This is a genomic window from Pseudomonas sp. NBRC 111139 (genome assembly GCF_001753955.1).
In the GTDB taxonomy this organism is placed as follows: domain Bacteria; phylum Pseudomonadota; class Gammaproteobacteria; order Pseudomonadales; family Pseudomonadaceae; genus Aquipseudomonas; species Aquipseudomonas alloputida.
Window position 1 is genome coordinate 39,052 of the sequence record NZ_BCBP01000052.1, and the last position, 14,426, is coordinate 53,477.

Annotated in this window: 12 protein-coding genes; 11 read left to right on the forward strand and 1 reads right to left on the reverse strand. The window is 63.0% G+C overall.

Features of this window, described 5'->3' with window-relative positions; translation table 11 throughout:
* Positions 1-10 precede the first annotated feature (10 nt).
* From BJQ17_RS20725 to tldD, 5 genes are all read left to right on the forward strand, one after another.
* On the forward strand, positions 11-622 hold the full coding sequence (locus BJQ17_RS20725) for a nucleoside triphosphate pyrophosphatase (protein WP_003255159.1): 612 nt from the start codon (positions 11-13) through the stop codon (positions 620-622).
* A 54-nt stretch (positions 623-676) separates the two neighbouring features.
* Positions 677-2,134, forward strand: a complete 1,458-nt coding sequence (rng, locus tag BJQ17_RS20730; RefSeq protein WP_003255158.1) for a ribonuclease G — start codon at positions 677-679, stop codon at positions 2,132-2,134.
* Between the two features lie 82 nt (positions 2,135-2,216).
* Positions 2,217-6,038, forward strand: a complete 3,822-nt coding sequence (locus tag BJQ17_RS20735; protein ID WP_070096577.1) for a YhdP family protein — start codon at positions 2,217-2,219, stop codon at positions 6,036-6,038.
* An 8-nt stretch (positions 6,039-6,046) separates the two neighbouring features.
* Entirely contained in the window at positions 6,047-6,898 is an 852-nt protein-coding gene (locus BJQ17_RS20740) for a carbon-nitrogen hydrolase family protein (RefSeq protein WP_012051308.1), read from the forward strand.
* A 2-nt stretch (positions 6,899-6,900) separates the two neighbouring features.
* The gene (gene tldD / locus BJQ17_RS20745) at positions 6,901-8,340 is read left to right on the forward strand and encodes a metalloprotease TldD (RefSeq protein ID WP_003255154.1); all 1,440 of its coding nucleotides are present in this window, start codon (positions 6,901-6,903) and stop codon (positions 8,338-8,340) included.
* 57 nt (positions 8,341-8,397) lie between these two features.
* Here tldD and yjgA read toward each other — a convergent pair whose 3' ends face one another.
* The gene (gene yjgA, locus BJQ17_RS20750; RefSeq protein WP_003255152.1) at positions 8,398-8,919 is read right to left on the reverse strand and encodes a ribosome biogenesis factor YjgA; all 522 of its coding nucleotides are present in this window, start codon (positions 8,917-8,919) and stop codon (positions 8,398-8,400) included.
* 109 nt (positions 8,920-9,028) lie between these two features.
* On the opposite strand from yjgA, the gene pmbA reads away from it, so the two are divergent.
* The 6 genes from pmbA to BJQ17_RS20780 all read left to right on the forward strand — a co-directional run bounded on the left by pmbA (position 9,029) and on the right by BJQ17_RS20780 (position 14,399).
* Positions 9,029-10,375: a metalloprotease PmbA gene (gene pmbA, locus BJQ17_RS20755; RefSeq protein WP_003255150.1), complete on the forward strand. Its 1,347-nt coding sequence runs from the start codon at positions 9,029-9,031 to the stop codon at positions 10,373-10,375.
* Between the two features lie 246 nt (positions 10,376-10,621).
* Positions 10,622-11,023: a hypothetical protein gene (locus tag BJQ17_RS20760; protein WP_012051310.1), complete on the forward strand. Its 402-nt coding sequence runs from the start codon at positions 10,622-10,624 to the stop codon at positions 11,021-11,023.
* Positions 11,016-12,392: a lyase family protein gene (locus tag BJQ17_RS20765; RefSeq protein ID WP_047604996.1), complete on the forward strand. Its 1,377-nt coding sequence runs from the start codon at positions 11,016-11,018 to the stop codon at positions 12,390-12,392. The genes BJQ17_RS20760 and BJQ17_RS20765 overlap by 8 nt, the downstream gene beginning before the upstream one ends.
* A gap of 27 nt (positions 12,393-12,419) precedes the next feature.
* Positions 12,420-12,881 carry a hypothetical protein gene (locus BJQ17_RS20770; RefSeq protein ID WP_019750558.1) on the forward strand — a complete coding sequence of 154 codons (462 nt, stop codon included), beginning with the start codon at positions 12,420-12,422 and terminating at the stop codon, positions 12,879-12,881.
* A 1-nt stretch (position 12,882) separates the two neighbouring features.
* On the forward strand, positions 12,883-13,494 hold the full coding sequence (locus BJQ17_RS20775) for a superoxide dismutase (protein WP_003255144.1): 612 nt from the start codon (positions 12,883-12,885) through the stop codon (positions 13,492-13,494).
* Positions 13,495-13,505: 11 nt separating this feature from the next.
* Positions 13,506-14,399, forward strand: coding sequence for a ZIP family metal transporter (locus BJQ17_RS20780; protein WP_003255142.1), 894 nt, complete (start codon positions 13,506-13,508; stop codon positions 14,397-14,399).
* Positions 14,400-14,426: the final 27 nt, after the last annotated feature.

Consider the following 14,426-nt stretch of genomic DNA (forward strand, 5'->3'; position numbering starts at 1 on the left):
AGATGTCTGCATGACCCCGCTATACCTGGCTTCAGGCTCGCCCCGTCGTCGTGAACTGCTGACGCAGATCGGCGTGCCGTTCATTGTCATCAGTGCCCCCATCGATGAATCTCCGCTACCCAGCGAAAGCGCCCCTGCCTACGTCGAACGCCTGGCCCGGGCAAAGGCCGCCGCCGGCCTGGCCCGTGTCGACGGCCCGGCTGTAGTGCTCGGCGCAGACACTGCCGTGGTGCTCGATGGTCGTATTCTCGGCAAACCGGAAAACCGTGAAGATGCCTTGGCCATGCTGGCTGACCTGTCAGGCCGCGAGCATCAGGTGCTGACCGCTGTCGCCCTGGACGATGGCCAGCGTGTGCACAGTTTTTGCGTGACCAGCACAGTGCGCTTTCGCGCCATCAGCACCGATGAAGCGCAACGCTATTGGGCCAGCGGTGAGCCAGCTGACAAGGCTGGCGGCTATGCCGTCCAGGGGCTGGGTGCGGTCTTCGTCACCGGTCTTTCCGGCAGCTATTCGGCGGTGGTCGGCTTGCCGCTCTGTGAAACGGCCGATTTGCTTGGCCAGTTCGGCATCGCCTGCTGGCAATCGCTCGCGCATACGCCAGAGGTAACAAACCCGCAGTAGCCAGCAGCGCATACGCCATCCATCATTAGAAAGAACCTTTGACGAGAGCCTGCCATGAGTGAAGAGATCCTGATCAACATCACCCCGATGGAGTCACGTGTGGCGGTGGTGGAAAACGGGGTGCTGCAGGAAGTGCATGTCGAGCGCACCCAGCGCCGTGGCATCGTCGGCAATATCTACAAGGGCAAGGTGGTGCGTGTGCTGCCAGGCATGCAGGCGGCCTTCGTCGACATCGGCCTCGAGCGCGCAGCGTTTATCCATGCCTCGGAAATCTCCCAGCGCGAAGGCTCGGCGGTAGAGAACATCACCGCACTGGTACATGAAGGCCAGGCCCTGGTGGTGCAGGTGACCAAGGACCCGATCGGCACCAAGGGGGCGCGCCTGACCACCCAGCTATCGATCCCGTCGCGCTACCTGGTGTACATGCCACGCAGCAGCCATGTCGGTATTTCGCTGAAAATCGAGGACGAGGCCGAGCGTGAGCGCCTCAAGCAAGTGGTCAGCGACTGCATGGACAGCGAGAACATCAAGGATGCCGGCGGCTTCATCTTGCGCACCGCCGCCGAAGGCGCGCGTGCCGAGGAGATCTTGCAGGACATCCGTTACCTGCGCCGCCTGTGGGAGCAGATCGGCACCCAGATCAAGACCTGCGGCGCGCCCACGGTCATTTACGAAGACCTTGGCCTGGCCCTGCGTACCCTGCGCGACCTGGTCAATCCGAAGATCGAGAAGATCCGCATCGACTCGCGGGAAACCTTCCAGAAGACCACGCAGTTCGTTGGCGAGTTGATGCCGGAAATTGCCGACCGCCTCGAACATTACCCCGGCGAGCGCCCAATCTTTGACCTGTACGGTGTCGAAGACGAGATCCAGCGGGCTCTGGAGCGCAAGGTGCCGTTGAAGTCCGGCGGTTACCTGGTGGTCGACCCGGCCGAAGCGATGACCACCATCGACGTCAACACCGGGGCTTTCGTCGGTCATCGCAACCTCGAAGAAACCATCTTCAAGACCAACCTCGAGGCCGCTACCGCCATCGCCCGGCAACTGCGCCTGCGCAACATTGGCGGCATCATCATCATCGACTTCATCGACATGGAAGACGAAGATCACCAGCGTCAGGTACTGCGTACCCTGGAAAAACAGCTGGAGCGCGATCACGCCAAGACCAACATCATCGGCATCACCGAGTTGGGCCTGGTGCAGATGACCCGCAAGCGTACGCGGGAAAGCCTGGAACAGGTGCTTTGCGAGCCGTGTCTGGCCTGTCAGGGCCGCGGCAAGCTGAAAACACCCGAGACCATCTGTTACGAAATATTCCGCGAGATCCTGCGTGAGGCCCGTGCCTATCAGGCTGAAGGCTACCGTGTGCTGGCCAACCAGAAGGTGGTCGACCGCCTGCTGGATGAAGAGTCAGGCAACGTGGCGGAACTGGAAGCCTTTATCGGTCGAACCATTCGCTTCCAGGTCGAGTCGATGTATTCGCAGGAACAATACGACGTGGTGCTGCTCTGAGGTCTTCTGAAACACGCCACTGCATTGTCGTCCTGGCAAAACCGGCACGACGGGCCATCATGGATAAACGACTTGGAGGGCCATGGCCATGGGACGTCTGAACCGCGTTCTTGTTGCTCTGACCCGCTGGGGGTTGGGCATATGTGCCCTGCTGGCCGTATTGGTGGCGCTGTATGTCAGCCTTGGTCGTGAACTGGTGCCGCTGGTAGCCGAGTACCGTGCCGACGTAGAAAGCAAGGCCGAGCAGGCGCTGGGCCTGCCCGTGCATGTCGGTGCCCTGGAAGGGCACTGGAGCGGACTGGCCCCTGTGCTGCGGGTGCGCGACCTGCAATTGGGCGAAGGCACCAAGGCGCTCCGGCTGGACGACGTCATGGTGGTGCCCGACATCTGGGCCAGCCTCACCGCCCGCGAAGTGCGCCTGGCGCGCATCCAGCTGGGCGGGCTGCAACTGATCCTTCGCGAGAACGAGCAGGGCGCCTGGAGCCTGGAAGGCCTGCCGAAGAAGGACGACGCGCCGCTGGACCCTGCCGACTTGCTGCAGCGCCTGCGCCAGCTGGGGCGCATCGATGTGTTCGACAGTCTGGTCACTCTGCACCCCTGGCAGCGCGACCCGCTGACCCTGACTTATGTGAGTGCCGGCCTGCAGGCCGGTGCCACCCGTCAGGCCTTGGATTTGCGTGCGACCCTGCCTGACGGCCAACCCCTGGCGTTGAGCCTGAACAGCCGTATGTCGGCCGACGCTTGGCGTGATGGCGAGGTAGACGCCTATGTCAGCCTGCCGCAAAGTGACTGGGCACATTGGTTGCCGCCCAAGGTGTTGGGTCAGTGGCATGCTGACACCCTGCGGGCGGGCGGTGAGTTCTGGATCGGCTGGGGCAAGGGGCAGTTGCAACGGGCCGTCGTAAGGCTCAATGCACCCAGGCTGGAGGGGGCCTATGCCGGGCGCAAGGCTACCAACCTGAATAATCTGGCTTTGGGCGCCTGGTTCCAGCGCCGGGAGCAAGGCTTCGATGTGGTCGTCGACTCGTTGGCCATGGACCTCGGCAAGGCCCGCTGGGAGTCTCACCTGCAGTTGCAGCAGCGCCCTGGCCAGAACGCAGCCGATGAAAGCTGGCAGTTACAGGCCGACCGCCTCGACCTCACCCCGCTGACTCCGCTGATCGATGCCCTGGCCCCCCTGCCGGACAAGGTCAAGGATGTGGTCGATGGCTTGAAGGTGACCGGTGCGTTGCGCAATGTGCGCCTCGAGGCCAGGCCCAAGGCCGAGGGTGACCAGCGCCTGCAGTTCGCAGCCAACCTGGAGAAGGTAGGCTTCGATGCTTATCACAACGCCCCGGCGGCCGGTAACGTCAGTGGCAGCATCAGTGGTGACCTGGGCCACGGCGAGCTGCGCCTGGATACCGATGCGTTCATGCTGCATCTGTACCCGATCTTCGCCAAGCCCTGGCATTACCAGAAGGCGAATGCGCGCTTGACCTGGACCTTGGACAAAGACGGTTTCACCCTAATTGCGCCCTACCTCAAGGTGCTGGGCGAGGAGGGCAAGATCGCCGGTGACTTCCTCATTCGCCTGTTGTTCGAGGAAGGCCGCGAGGACTATATGGACCTGCGCGTCGGCCTGACCGAAGGCGATGGCCGCTATACTGCCAAGTATCTGCCCGAGGTGCTCAGCCCGGCCCTCGACGAGTGGCTGCGCAGCGCTATCGTCAAAGGCGCTGTGGATGAAGGCTACTTCCAGTATCAGGGCTCGCTGAACCATGGCGCAGCGCCGCAAGCGCGCAGCATCAGCCTGTTCTTCAAGGTGCATGACGCCGCGCTGGACTTCCAGCCCGGTTGGCCACAGGTGCAGCACGTCGATGGTGATGTGTTCATCGAGGACAGTGGCGTGCGCATCAAGGCCCAGCGAGGCGTGCTGCTCGACACCAAGGTCAGCGATGTGAATGTCGATATCCCGCATGTCGAGGGTGGCCAGCACAGCCACCTCTACCTGGATGGCGACTTCGACGGTAGCCTGGGTGATGGCCTGAAGATTCTCAAGGAAGCGCCAATCGGCACCGGTGAGATTTTCGCCGGCTGGGAAGGTGAGGGGCCGCTGAAGGGCAAGGTCAAGCTCGATATCCCGCTGGTCCGTGGGCAGCGCCCAAAAGTGCAGGTGGACTTCGCCACCCACGATGCGCGCCTGAAAGTGGCCCCGCCAAGTCTGGAGTTGAACCGCCTGAAGGGCGACTTCAGCTTCGACTTCGACAAGGGCCTGAGTGGCAAAGGCATCAGTCTGCAGGCCTTCGGCAAGCCGGTAACGGCGCAAATAACCGCTGAAGGTCAGGCTGGGCAGATGCAGACCCGCATCAATGCCAATGGCCAGGTATCGCTCAAGACGCTGACTGACTGGCTGCAGTTCAAGCAGGCCTTGCCGGCCTCCGGTGACCTCCCCTATCAGTTGCAGCTCAGTCTGGGGAGCCGGGACAACCGCCTGAGTGTCACTTCCAGCCTCAAGGGTCTGGCCATCGACCTGCCGGCTCCGTTCGGCAAAGCGGCAGCAGATACCCGTGACAGCCGTTTCAACATGAGCCTTCAGGGCTCGGAGCGGCAATTCAACGCTGCCTACGCCGACCTTGCCCGCTTTGCCTATGCTGCACCGGCTGAAACGTTGACTCAGGGCCGTGGCGAGCTAGTGCTGGGCACAGGCGACGCCCGGGTACCTTCCAGCCAGGGGCTGAGGGTGCGCGGGCGCCTGGAGACCCTGGACCTGGCCCCTTGGCAAGAGCAGGCAGGCCGGCTGGCTGGGGACGACCCCGGTGGCAGCGCGCGGCAGAACCTGCAAAGCGTCGACCTGAGCATCGGCCAGTTGAAAGCCTTTGGCATGGACCTGAACCAGGCCGTGGTACGCTTGGCCCGGGGCGGCCCGGCCTGGGATTTGCGCCTCGACAGCAAGGAAGTCATCGGTAATGCGCGCGTACCGGATGCCAAGGGCGCGCCCATGGTCGTGCGCATGCAGACCTTGCGGCTGCCTGCCGCCAGCGCCGCTGAACAGCAGGCTGAAGACGGCCCCGACCCGCTTGCCTCGTTCGATCCGCGCAAAGTCCCGGCACTGGACCTGAGCATCGACAAGCTCTATCGCGGTGACGATCTTTACGGTAGCGCCGCGATCAAGCTGCGGCCGACCCCACGTGGCGTCACAGCCAGTGATATCGACCTCGACCTCAAGGGGTTGCGCATCGATGGCGGTGGTGGCTGGGAGGGCGAAACGGGCAAAACCAGCAGTTGGTACAAAGGGCGCCTTGACGGCAAGAACCTGGCGGATGTGCTCAGCGCCTGGGGCTTTGCCCCGACGGTGACCAGCCGCGATTTCCGCCTGGATGTGGATGGCCGCTGGCCGGGTTCGCCGGCCGCGGTGGGCCTGAAACGCTTCTCGGGCAGCATGGATGCAGCACTGCGCACCGGCCAGTTCGTCGAGGTCGAAGGCAGCGCACAGGCGCTGCGGGTGTTCGGCCTGCTCAACTTCAACTCGATTGGCCGGCGCCTGCGTCTGGACTTTTCCGACCTGTTTGACAAGGGCCTGGCCTATGACCGGGTCAAGGGCTTGCTGGTGGCCAGCAGTGGCGTGTACGTGACCCGCGAACCGATTACCGTGACCGGCCCGTCGAGCAACTTCGAACTCGACGGCACGCTGGACATGGTCAGCGACCGGGTCGATGCTGACTTGCAGGTGAGCCTGCCGGTGACCAACAACCTGCCGCTGGCGGCGTTGATCGTCGGCGCGCCGGCGGTGGGCGGTGCGCTGTTCCTGGTCGATCGGCTGATCGGTGACCGCGTGTCACGCTTTGCCAGCGTGCACTACCGTGTCGAAGGGCCGTGGAAAGAGCCTAGAATCACCTTTGTGAAACCTTTCGAGAAATCCCGCTAGGAGTACCCATGAAGGCAGCGGTAATCCAGATGGTCAGCCAGGACGACGTGCAGACCAACCTGCAGCGTGCCGGTGCCCTGTTGGAGCAGGCCGCATTGGGCGGCGCACGGTTGGCGGTGCTGCCGGAAAACTTTGCCGCCATGGGGCGCAAGGACGCTGCTGCCATCGGCCGTGCCGAAGCCTTGGGGGAAGGGCCCATTCTGCCGTGGTTGAAACGCACCGCCCGCGACCTCAAGTTATGGATTGTTGCCGGTACTTTGCCCTTGCCACCGTTCGGCCAGCCCGATGCCAAGGCCCATGCGTGCTCGCTGCTGGTCGATGAACACGGCGAGGTGGCGGCAAGGTATGACAAGCTGCACTTGTTTGATGTGGACGTGGCCGACAACCGGGGCCGTTACCGCGAGTCGGATGACTACGCGCAGGGTGCTCAGGTGGTGGTGGCTGATACGCCGGTCGGGCGGCTGGGGCTGAGCGTGTGTTACGACCTGCGCTTTCCCGAACTGTACAGCGCGCTGCGCGCTGCCGGCGCGGAGCTGATCACCGCGCCAGCAGCTTTTACCGCAGTGACCGGCGCAGCACATTGGGAGGTGCTGGTGCGTGCCCGGGCCATCGAAACCCAGTGTTACCTGCTGGCTGCGGCACAGGGCGGCGCCCATCCTGGCCCACGGGAAACCCATGGCCATGCGGCGATCGTCGACCCTTGGGGGCGCATTCTCGCAGAACAGGCGCAAGGTGAAGCGGTACTGCTTGCCGAGCGCGACATTGAAGAACAAGCGTCCATTCGGGCGCGCATGCCGGTGGTATCGCACCGGCGCTTTTTTTCGCAGGGCGCGTTGCGACCTGCGCATACCTCGGAGTGACTATGAGCCAGATGTTATCCACCGTCAGTGAGCAGCTCCTGGCCCCAGGCGGCTTGACCCTGGACAGCCTGCAGAGCGTGCTGGGTGAGTTGGCTGGCCCCGGCATCGACGCCGCCGACCTGTATTTCCAGGGCCAGATCTCGGAAACCTGGGCGCTGGAGGACGGTATCGTCAAAGAGGGCAGCTTCAACCTCGACCAGGGCGTGGGCGTGCGTGCCCAGTCCGGCGAAAAAACCGGCTTCGCCTACAGCAACGCGATCAACCTTGAAGCGCTGACCTCGGCAGCCCGTGCCGCCCGTTCGATTTCCCGTGCCGGGCAAAACGGCACGGTGCAAGCCTTCCGCAGCCAGGAGGTGGCCGCCCTGTATACCGCGGACAACCCGCTGGACGTGCTCAGCCGTGCCGAAAAGGTCGAGCTGCTTAAGCGTGTCGATGCCGCCACCCGTGCCCTGGACCCGCGCATTCAGCAAGTCAGCGTGAGCATGGCCGGGGTCTGGGAACGCATTCTGATTGCCGCGGCCGATGGCAGCCTGGCTGCCGACGTACGCCCGCTGGTGCGCTTCAATGTCAGCGTCATCGTCGAGCAGAACGGCCGTCGTGAACGCGGTGGGCAGGGCGGTGGCGGGCGTACCGATTACCGCTACTTCACCGAGGAGCGGGTGATGGGCTATGCCCGCGAGGCCCTGCGCCAGGCCCTGGTGAATCTGGAAGCGATCCCGGCACCGGCCGGTACCTTGCCGGTAGTGCTGGGCTCGGGCTGGTCGGGCGTGCTGTTGCACGAGGCCGTCGGCCATGGCCTGGAAGGCGACTTCAACCGCAAGGGCAGTTCGGCGTTCAGTGGCCGCATTGGCGAGAAAGTGGCGTCGAGCCTGTGCACCATCGTCGACGATGGCACCCTTGAAGGCCGCCGTGGTTCTCTGAGCGTGGATGACGAAGGCACCCCGACCGAATGCACCACGCTGATCGAGAATGGCGTGCTCAAGGGGTACATGCAGGACAAGCTGAACGCGCGCCTGATGGGCATGGCTGTGACCGGCAACGGCCGCCGTGAATCCTACGCGCACCTGCCGATGCCACGCATGACCAACACCTACATGCGTGCCGGCGAAAGCGACCCACAGGAGATTATTGCGTCGGTGAAGAAGGGTATCTACTGCGCCAACCTCGGTGGTGGGCAGGTGGATATCACCAGCGGCAAGTTCGTGTTCTCCACCAGTGAGGCCTACCTGATCGAAGACGGCAAGATTACCGCGCCAGTGAAGGGCGCAACCCTGATCGGCAATGGTCCCGAGGCGATGAGCCGGGTTTCGATGGTCGGTAACGACCTGGCACTGGACAGCGGAGTAGGGACGTGCGGCAAGGACGGGCAGTCGGTGCCGGTTGGGGTGGGGCAGCCTACCTTGAAACTGGATGCGATTACCGTGGGCGGTACCGGGGCTTGATGGCTTCGGGAGCCATTGTAGGAGCGGGCACGCCCGCTCCCACAAGGCCCCAGTCCGTCAGCGCAACCCGCGCTGCAACTCGTCGAGGTCGCGGATGTACTTGAACACCTTGCGCGCGGCGGCAGGCGGCTTGTTCCGCGCCTTCTCGTGCTGGGCATGGCGCACCAGCGAGCGCAGCTGCTGGCGGTCGGTGTCGGGATACTCGTTGACGAAGCGCTCGAGGTCTTCGTCGTTACCGTCGATCAACCGGTCACGCCAGCGCTCCAGGCTGTGGAAACGTTCGTTGTACTGGCGAGTCGAGCTGTCCATCTGTTCGAGCAAGGCGTGGATGGCATCGAGGTCTTGCACGCGCATGAGCTTGCCGACGAACGACATGTGGCGTTTACGGGCGCCATGAGCGGTGTGCTTGCTGGCCTCGGCCAGTGCCTTGCGCAGCTCGTCGGTCAAAGGCAGGCGCGCCAAGGTATCGGCCTTGAGGGTGGTAAGCCGCTCGCCGAGTTCGACCAGCGCATGCAGTTCGCGCTTGATCTGGGTTTTGCTTTTTTCGCCGTCGAAGGCGTCGTCGTTTGAATCAACCATGGTGGCAGTCCGCTAGAAATCGCCGCCATGATAACCAGTCGGGGGCCGCTTGTCCGGCCCGGTCGTAGAATGACCCCAAGCCGTACGCAGAATTTGAGTGGAGAGAACCATGAGTGCAGTCCAGAGCGTAGGTCCGAAAGACCTGCCAGCATTGCAGGAACAGGTCGAGGCGATCATCGCCGAGGCGCGTCGGCAGGGGGCCAGTGCCTGCGAAGTGGCGGTGTCGCTGGAGCAAGGGCTGTCCACCACCGTGCGCCAGCGTGAGGTCGAAACGGTCGAGTTCAACCGCGACCAAGGCTTTGGTATCACCCTTTATGTTGGCCAGCGCAAAGGTTCGGCCAGCACCTCGGCCAGTGGTCCGGAGGCGATTCGCGAGACCGTCACTGCAGCGTTGGCAATTGCCAGGCATACCTCCGAGGATGAATGCTCGGGCTTGGCCGACGCAGCGCTGATGGCGCGTGAAATCCCGGATCTGGACCTGTACCACGACTGGGGTATCGAGCCCGAGAAGGCCATCGAAATGGCCCTGGCCTGCGAGGCAGCGGCGTTCGACGCCGACCCGCGCATCCTCAACGCCGATGGCACCACCCTCAATACCCACCAAGGCTGCCGCGTGTATGGCAACAGCCATGGATTCATCGGTGGTTACGCCTCGACCCGGCACAGCCTGAGCTGCGTGATGATTGCCGAAGGCGACGGGCAGATGCAGCGTGACTACTGGTACGACGTGAACCGCCAGGGCAACCTGCTGGCCGACCCGAGCAGCATCGGCGTGCGCGCTGCCCAGCGTGCCGCTAGCCGCCTTGGCGCCCGACCGGTGCCGACTTGCGAGGTACCGGTGCTGTTCTCGGCCGAATTGGCCGGTGGCCTGTTCGGCAGCTTCCTGTCGGCCATTTCCGGCGGCAACCTGTACCGTAAGTCGTCGTTCCTGGAGGGTACCATTGGCCAGCGCCTGTTCCCTTCCTGGCTGACCCTCGACGAACGCCCGCATATTCCGCGCGCGTTGGGCAGCGCCGCCTTCGACGGTGATGGCCTGGCCACCTATGCCAAACCGTTTGTCGACAAAGGCGAGCTGGTGTCGTACTTGCTGGGTACCTATTCGGGGCGCAAGCTGGGTTTGCCGAGTACGGCCAATTCTGGTGGTGTGCACAACCTGTTCGTCAGCCACGGTGTCGAAGATCAGGCCGCGCTGATTCGCCGCATGGGGCGCGGGCTGCTGGTGACCGAACTGATGGGGCATGGCTTGAACATGGTGACGGGGGACTATTCCCGTGGTGCGGCGGGGTTCTGGGTCGAGAATGGCGAGATTCAGCATGCCGTACAGGAAGTTACCATCGCCGGAAACATGAAGGACATGTTCCAGCAGATTGTCGCGATCGGTAGCGATCTTGAAACCCGTAGCAACATTCATACGGGCTCGGTGCTGATCGAGCGGATGACCGTTGCTGGTAGCTGATCTTTAGCCTGCGCCGGCCCTTTCGCGGATCAATCCGCTCCTACACGGTGGTAGACGCACATCGGGGCGGGGACACAGGCCGCTGTAGGAGCGGGTTTACCCGCGAAGAGGCCTACACAGCACTACACCTTTCTCTGCAAATCCGAAGACCCGGCCCTCGCGCCGGGTTTTTATTTCATCACCTTTTTTCTTGAAGTGATTCTGTTTATCACTTAATAATGAATATCATTATCCAGTAACTCGGCGATGATGTTCATGAAATCCGTCCTCCGCGAACTGCCCTACCTGGAAAACTGGCGCTGGCTCAGCCGGCGCATTCGCTGTGCGCTCGACCCCGACGAGCCGCGCCTGATCGAGCATTACCTGGCCGAAGGCCGCTATCTGGTGTGCTGCACCGAAACCTCGCCATGGACGGTGGCGCTGACAGCGTTTCGCCTGCTGCTGGATACCGCCTGCGATCGCATGCTCCCCTGGCATTGGCGTTGTCTGTGCCTGGACCAGGCCTGGCGTCCTCTGTTGGACCTGCGCAACCTCGACCGCCAGGAACAGAACCAACGCTGGCAACCCTACGCCCTGCAGCTGGCCAATTGCCGTCTGCTGCCTTCGATTTCTCCCGATGAACTGATGCAAGGATTTGATGATGAGTGATACCCGTATCGAGCGTGACAGCATGGGTGAGCTGCAGGTGCCGGCCCAGGCCCTCTACGGCGCCCAGACCCAGCGCGCGGTCGACAACTTCCCGATCAGCGGCCAGCGTATGCCGGCCCAGTTCATTCGTGCCTTGTTGCTGGCCAAGGCCGCTGCGGCCAAGGCCAACGTCGAACTGGAGCAACTGTCTGCCGGGCAGGGCCAGGCTATCGTCAAGGCTGTCGAGCAATTGCTGGCCGAGGACTTCATCCAGCACTTCCCGGTGGATGTGTTCCAGACAGGCTCTGGCACCAGTTCGAACATGAACGCCAATGAGGTGATCGCCACCTTGGCTACCCATGTACTGGGTGAGGCGGTCAACGCCAATGACCACGTCAACTGTGGCCAGAGCAGCAATGACATCATTCCGACCACCATCCACGTCAGCGCCGCGCTGGCCCTGCACGAGCAGTTGTTGCCAGCCCTGGCGCACCTGGTACAGGTGATCGAGGTCAAGTCGGCACAAGTACATCAATTCGTGAAGACCGGTCGTACTCACCTGATGGACGCGATGCCCGTGCGCATGAGTCAGGTGCTGGATGGCTGGGCAGCGCAGATCAATGCTGCCAAGGCGCACATCGAAGGTGTGCTGCCGCGCTTGCAGGCGCTGGCCCAGGGCGGAACCGCCGTGGGTACCGGCATCAATGCCCATCCGCAGTTCGCTGTCGGTTTCGCTCGCCAGCTCAGTGGCCTGACCAAGATCGAGTTCACGCCCGGCCAGAACCTGTTCGCACTGATCGGCTCGCAGGACACTGCCGTGGCTTTGTCTGGCCAGCTCAAGACCACCGCGGTGGCGTTGATGAAAATCGCCAACGATCTGCGCTGGATGAACTCCGGCCCGCTGGCCGGTCTGGGCGAAATCGAGCTGCAAGCTCTGCAGCCGGGCTCTTCGATCATGCCAGGCAAGGTCAACCCGGTGATCCCGGAGGCCACTGCCATGGTCGCCGCCCAAGTGATTGGCAACGACGCGACCATCGCCGTCGCAGGCCAAGCCGGTAACTTCGAGCTGAACGTGATGCTGCCGGTGATCGCCCGCAACCTGCTGGAAAGCATCGAGCTGATGGCCAATGTCAGCCGCTTGCTGGCCGACAAAGCCATCGCCAGCTTCAAGGTCAACGAAGACAAACTCAAGGAAGCGCTCGCGCGCAACCCGATTCTGGTCACGGCGTTGAATCCGATCATCGGCTACCTCAAGGCCGCCGAAATCGCCAAGACCGCCTACAAGCAGGGTCGTCCAATCATCGATGTGGCGCTGGAGCACACCGACCTGTCCCGCGACCAGCTTGAAGCGCTGCTGGACCCGGAAAAACTCACCGCCGGCGGTATCTGACACTGCGTCACCGCCCAGGAGACAACCATGCAGCACTGGAAACGCACCACGGAAACCGCCAACCGCCTATTCGAACAAGGCGAACTGGTGGACGCCCGGGAACACTACCTGCAAGCCTTGGCGTTGGCCCAGGTGCTGTTCGAGCGCTGGCATGACGTGGATGAAGCGGTGGCTGCATTCGTCATCGCCCACCACAACCTGGCTGACCTGCACCTGCGCCTTAACCAGCCGCATGAAAGTGCCGACTATCTGTGCGCTGCTCATCAGCGACTGCTGCAGGCCTGCCAGGAAGCGCGCCTGCCTCAGGCACTGCGTGATGCCGCCTTGCGCCACAGTGCGCGCACTTACACCGAGCTGCTGAGTTTCATTGCCGAGTATGGCCAGTACCCGCGTACCGAGCGCTTGCTCAACCGCCACAGCGCTGGTGCCAGCGAGCTCGCTGCCCAGCCGGATGTGGCACCCAGAACCCATGCCTACGGAATTCACTGACATGCCCCATACCTTGCCTGCATTGCCATACGCCTACGATGCGCTGGAACCACACATTGATGCCCAGACAATGGAAATCCACCACACCAAGCATCACCAGACCTACGTGAACGGCCTCAATGCCGCCCTCGAAGGTACCGAGTGGGCCGAATGGCCGGTGGAAAAACTGGTCGCTGCCGTCAAGCAACTGCCGGAGAACCTGCGTGGCGCTGTGACCAACCACGGTGGCGGTCACGCCAACCACAGCCTGTTTTGGACTGTCATGTCACCTCAGGGCGGTGGCGAGCCTGTGGGCCAGCTGGCGCAAGCCGTCACAGCACAACTTGGCGGCTTCGAGGCTTTCAAGGAGGCTTTCACCAAAGCCGCGTTGACCCGCTTCGGCAGCGGTTGGGCCTGGCTCAGCGTCACGCCGCAAAAAACGTTGGTGGTGGAGAGTAGCGGCAACCAGGACAGCCCGCTGATGCACGGCAATGCCCCGATCCTGGGCCTGGACGTGTGGGAGCACGCTTACTACCTCAAGTACCAGAACCGTCGTCCGGAATACATCGGTGCCTTCTACAACGTCATTGACTGGGTGGAAGTTGAACGTCGTTACCTTGAAGCCCTGAAGTGAGTCGGACCGGTATGCGCTCTGAGGTGATGTCTGTCAGCAGTGTGCGCCTGTTCCGCCTGGCGCTTGGGACTTTGCTTTTGCTGGCGGGCGCCGCGTTACTGGTGGCACGGGGCCTCGCCTGGCTAGACCTCGATCCGCGCATGCTGCGCGCCCTGGAGGGCGGTGCTTTATGCGCGCTGGGTACGGCATTGGGCGCAGTACCGGTACTGGTCATTCGCAATATGCCCGTGGCGCTGGCGGATACGCTGTTGGGCTTCGGTGCTGGCGTGATGCTGGCGGCCACCGCGTTTTCCCTGATCATGCCGGGCCTGGCGGCGGCTCAGTCTATTGGCTTCAGCCCTTGGGGGGCAGGTGGCCTGGTCAGTTTTGGCCTGATGTTCGGGGCGCTGTGCCTGTTCCTGGTCGACCTCAAGGTATCCTGGGCTTCGCCTGAAGCGTTGGTGGGCACAGCAAACCAGCCGGTGATTGCAGCGCGCATCTGGCTGTTCGTGATTGCCATCATTGCCCACAACATCCCCGAAGGTATGGCCATTGGTGTGTCGGCCGGGGGAGGTATGGCCGACGCCGACAGCCTGGCCATGGGCATTGCCTTGCAGGATGTGCCTGAGGGGCTGGTGATCGCGCTGGTGCTGGCAGGGGCGGGCATGCCGCGCTTCAAGGCCTTCCTGATCGGCGCAGCCTCAGGCTTGGTCGAGCCGGTGGCGGCGTTGATCTGTGCCTGGCTGGTGAATGTTGCCGAACTGCTGCTGCCGCTGGGGCTGGCCTGTGCAGCGGGGGCTATGTTGCTGGTGGTCACCCAGGAAATCATCCCCGAATCGCGAAGCAACGGCCATCATCGTCTGGCCAGTCTTGGGCTGTGTACAGGCTTCTGTCTGATGATGGTGATGGATACCGCGATGTCCTGATCTTGTGCAAGCGCAGGTTTGCGAGGC

Bases quoted from the DNA above. Each gene is read 5' to 3' on its own strand.
- BJQ17_RS20725 (WP_003255159.1), top strand. From the start codon at position 11: ATGACCCCGCTATACCTGGCTTCAGGCTCGCCCCGTCGTCGTGAACTG.
- rng (WP_003255158.1), top strand. From the start codon at position 677: ATGAGTGAAGAGATCCTGATCAACATCACCCCGATGGAGTCACGTGTG.
- BJQ17_RS20735 (WP_070096577.1), top strand. From the start codon at position 2,217: ATGGCCATGGGACGTCTGAACCGCGTTCTTGTTGCTCTGACCCGCTGG.
- BJQ17_RS20740 (WP_012051308.1), top strand. From the start codon at position 6,047: ATGAAGGCAGCGGTAATCCAGATGGTCAGCCAGGACGACGTGCAGACC.
- tldD (WP_003255154.1), top strand. From the start codon at position 6,901: ATGAGCCAGATGTTATCCACCGTCAGTGAGCAGCTCCTGGCCCCAGGC.
- yjgA (WP_003255152.1), bottom strand. From the start codon at position 8,919: ATGGTTGATTCAAACGACGACGCCTTCGACGGCGAAAAAAGCAAAACC.
- pmbA (WP_003255150.1), top strand. From the start codon at position 9,029: ATGAGTGCAGTCCAGAGCGTAGGTCCGAAAGACCTGCCAGCATTGCAG.
- BJQ17_RS20760 (WP_012051310.1), top strand. From the start codon at position 10,622: ATGATGTTCATGAAATCCGTCCTCCGCGAACTGCCCTACCTGGAAAAC.
- BJQ17_RS20765 (WP_047604996.1), top strand. From the start codon at position 11,016: ATGAGTGATACCCGTATCGAGCGTGACAGCATGGGTGAGCTGCAGGTG.
- BJQ17_RS20770 (WP_019750558.1), top strand. From the start codon at position 12,420: ATGCAGCACTGGAAACGCACCACGGAAACCGCCAACCGCCTATTCGAA.
- BJQ17_RS20775 (WP_003255144.1), top strand. From the start codon at position 12,883: ATGCCCCATACCTTGCCTGCATTGCCATACGCCTACGATGCGCTGGAA.
- BJQ17_RS20780 (WP_003255142.1), top strand. From the start codon at position 13,506: ATGCGCTCTGAGGTGATGTCTGTCAGCAGTGTGCGCCTGTTCCGCCTG.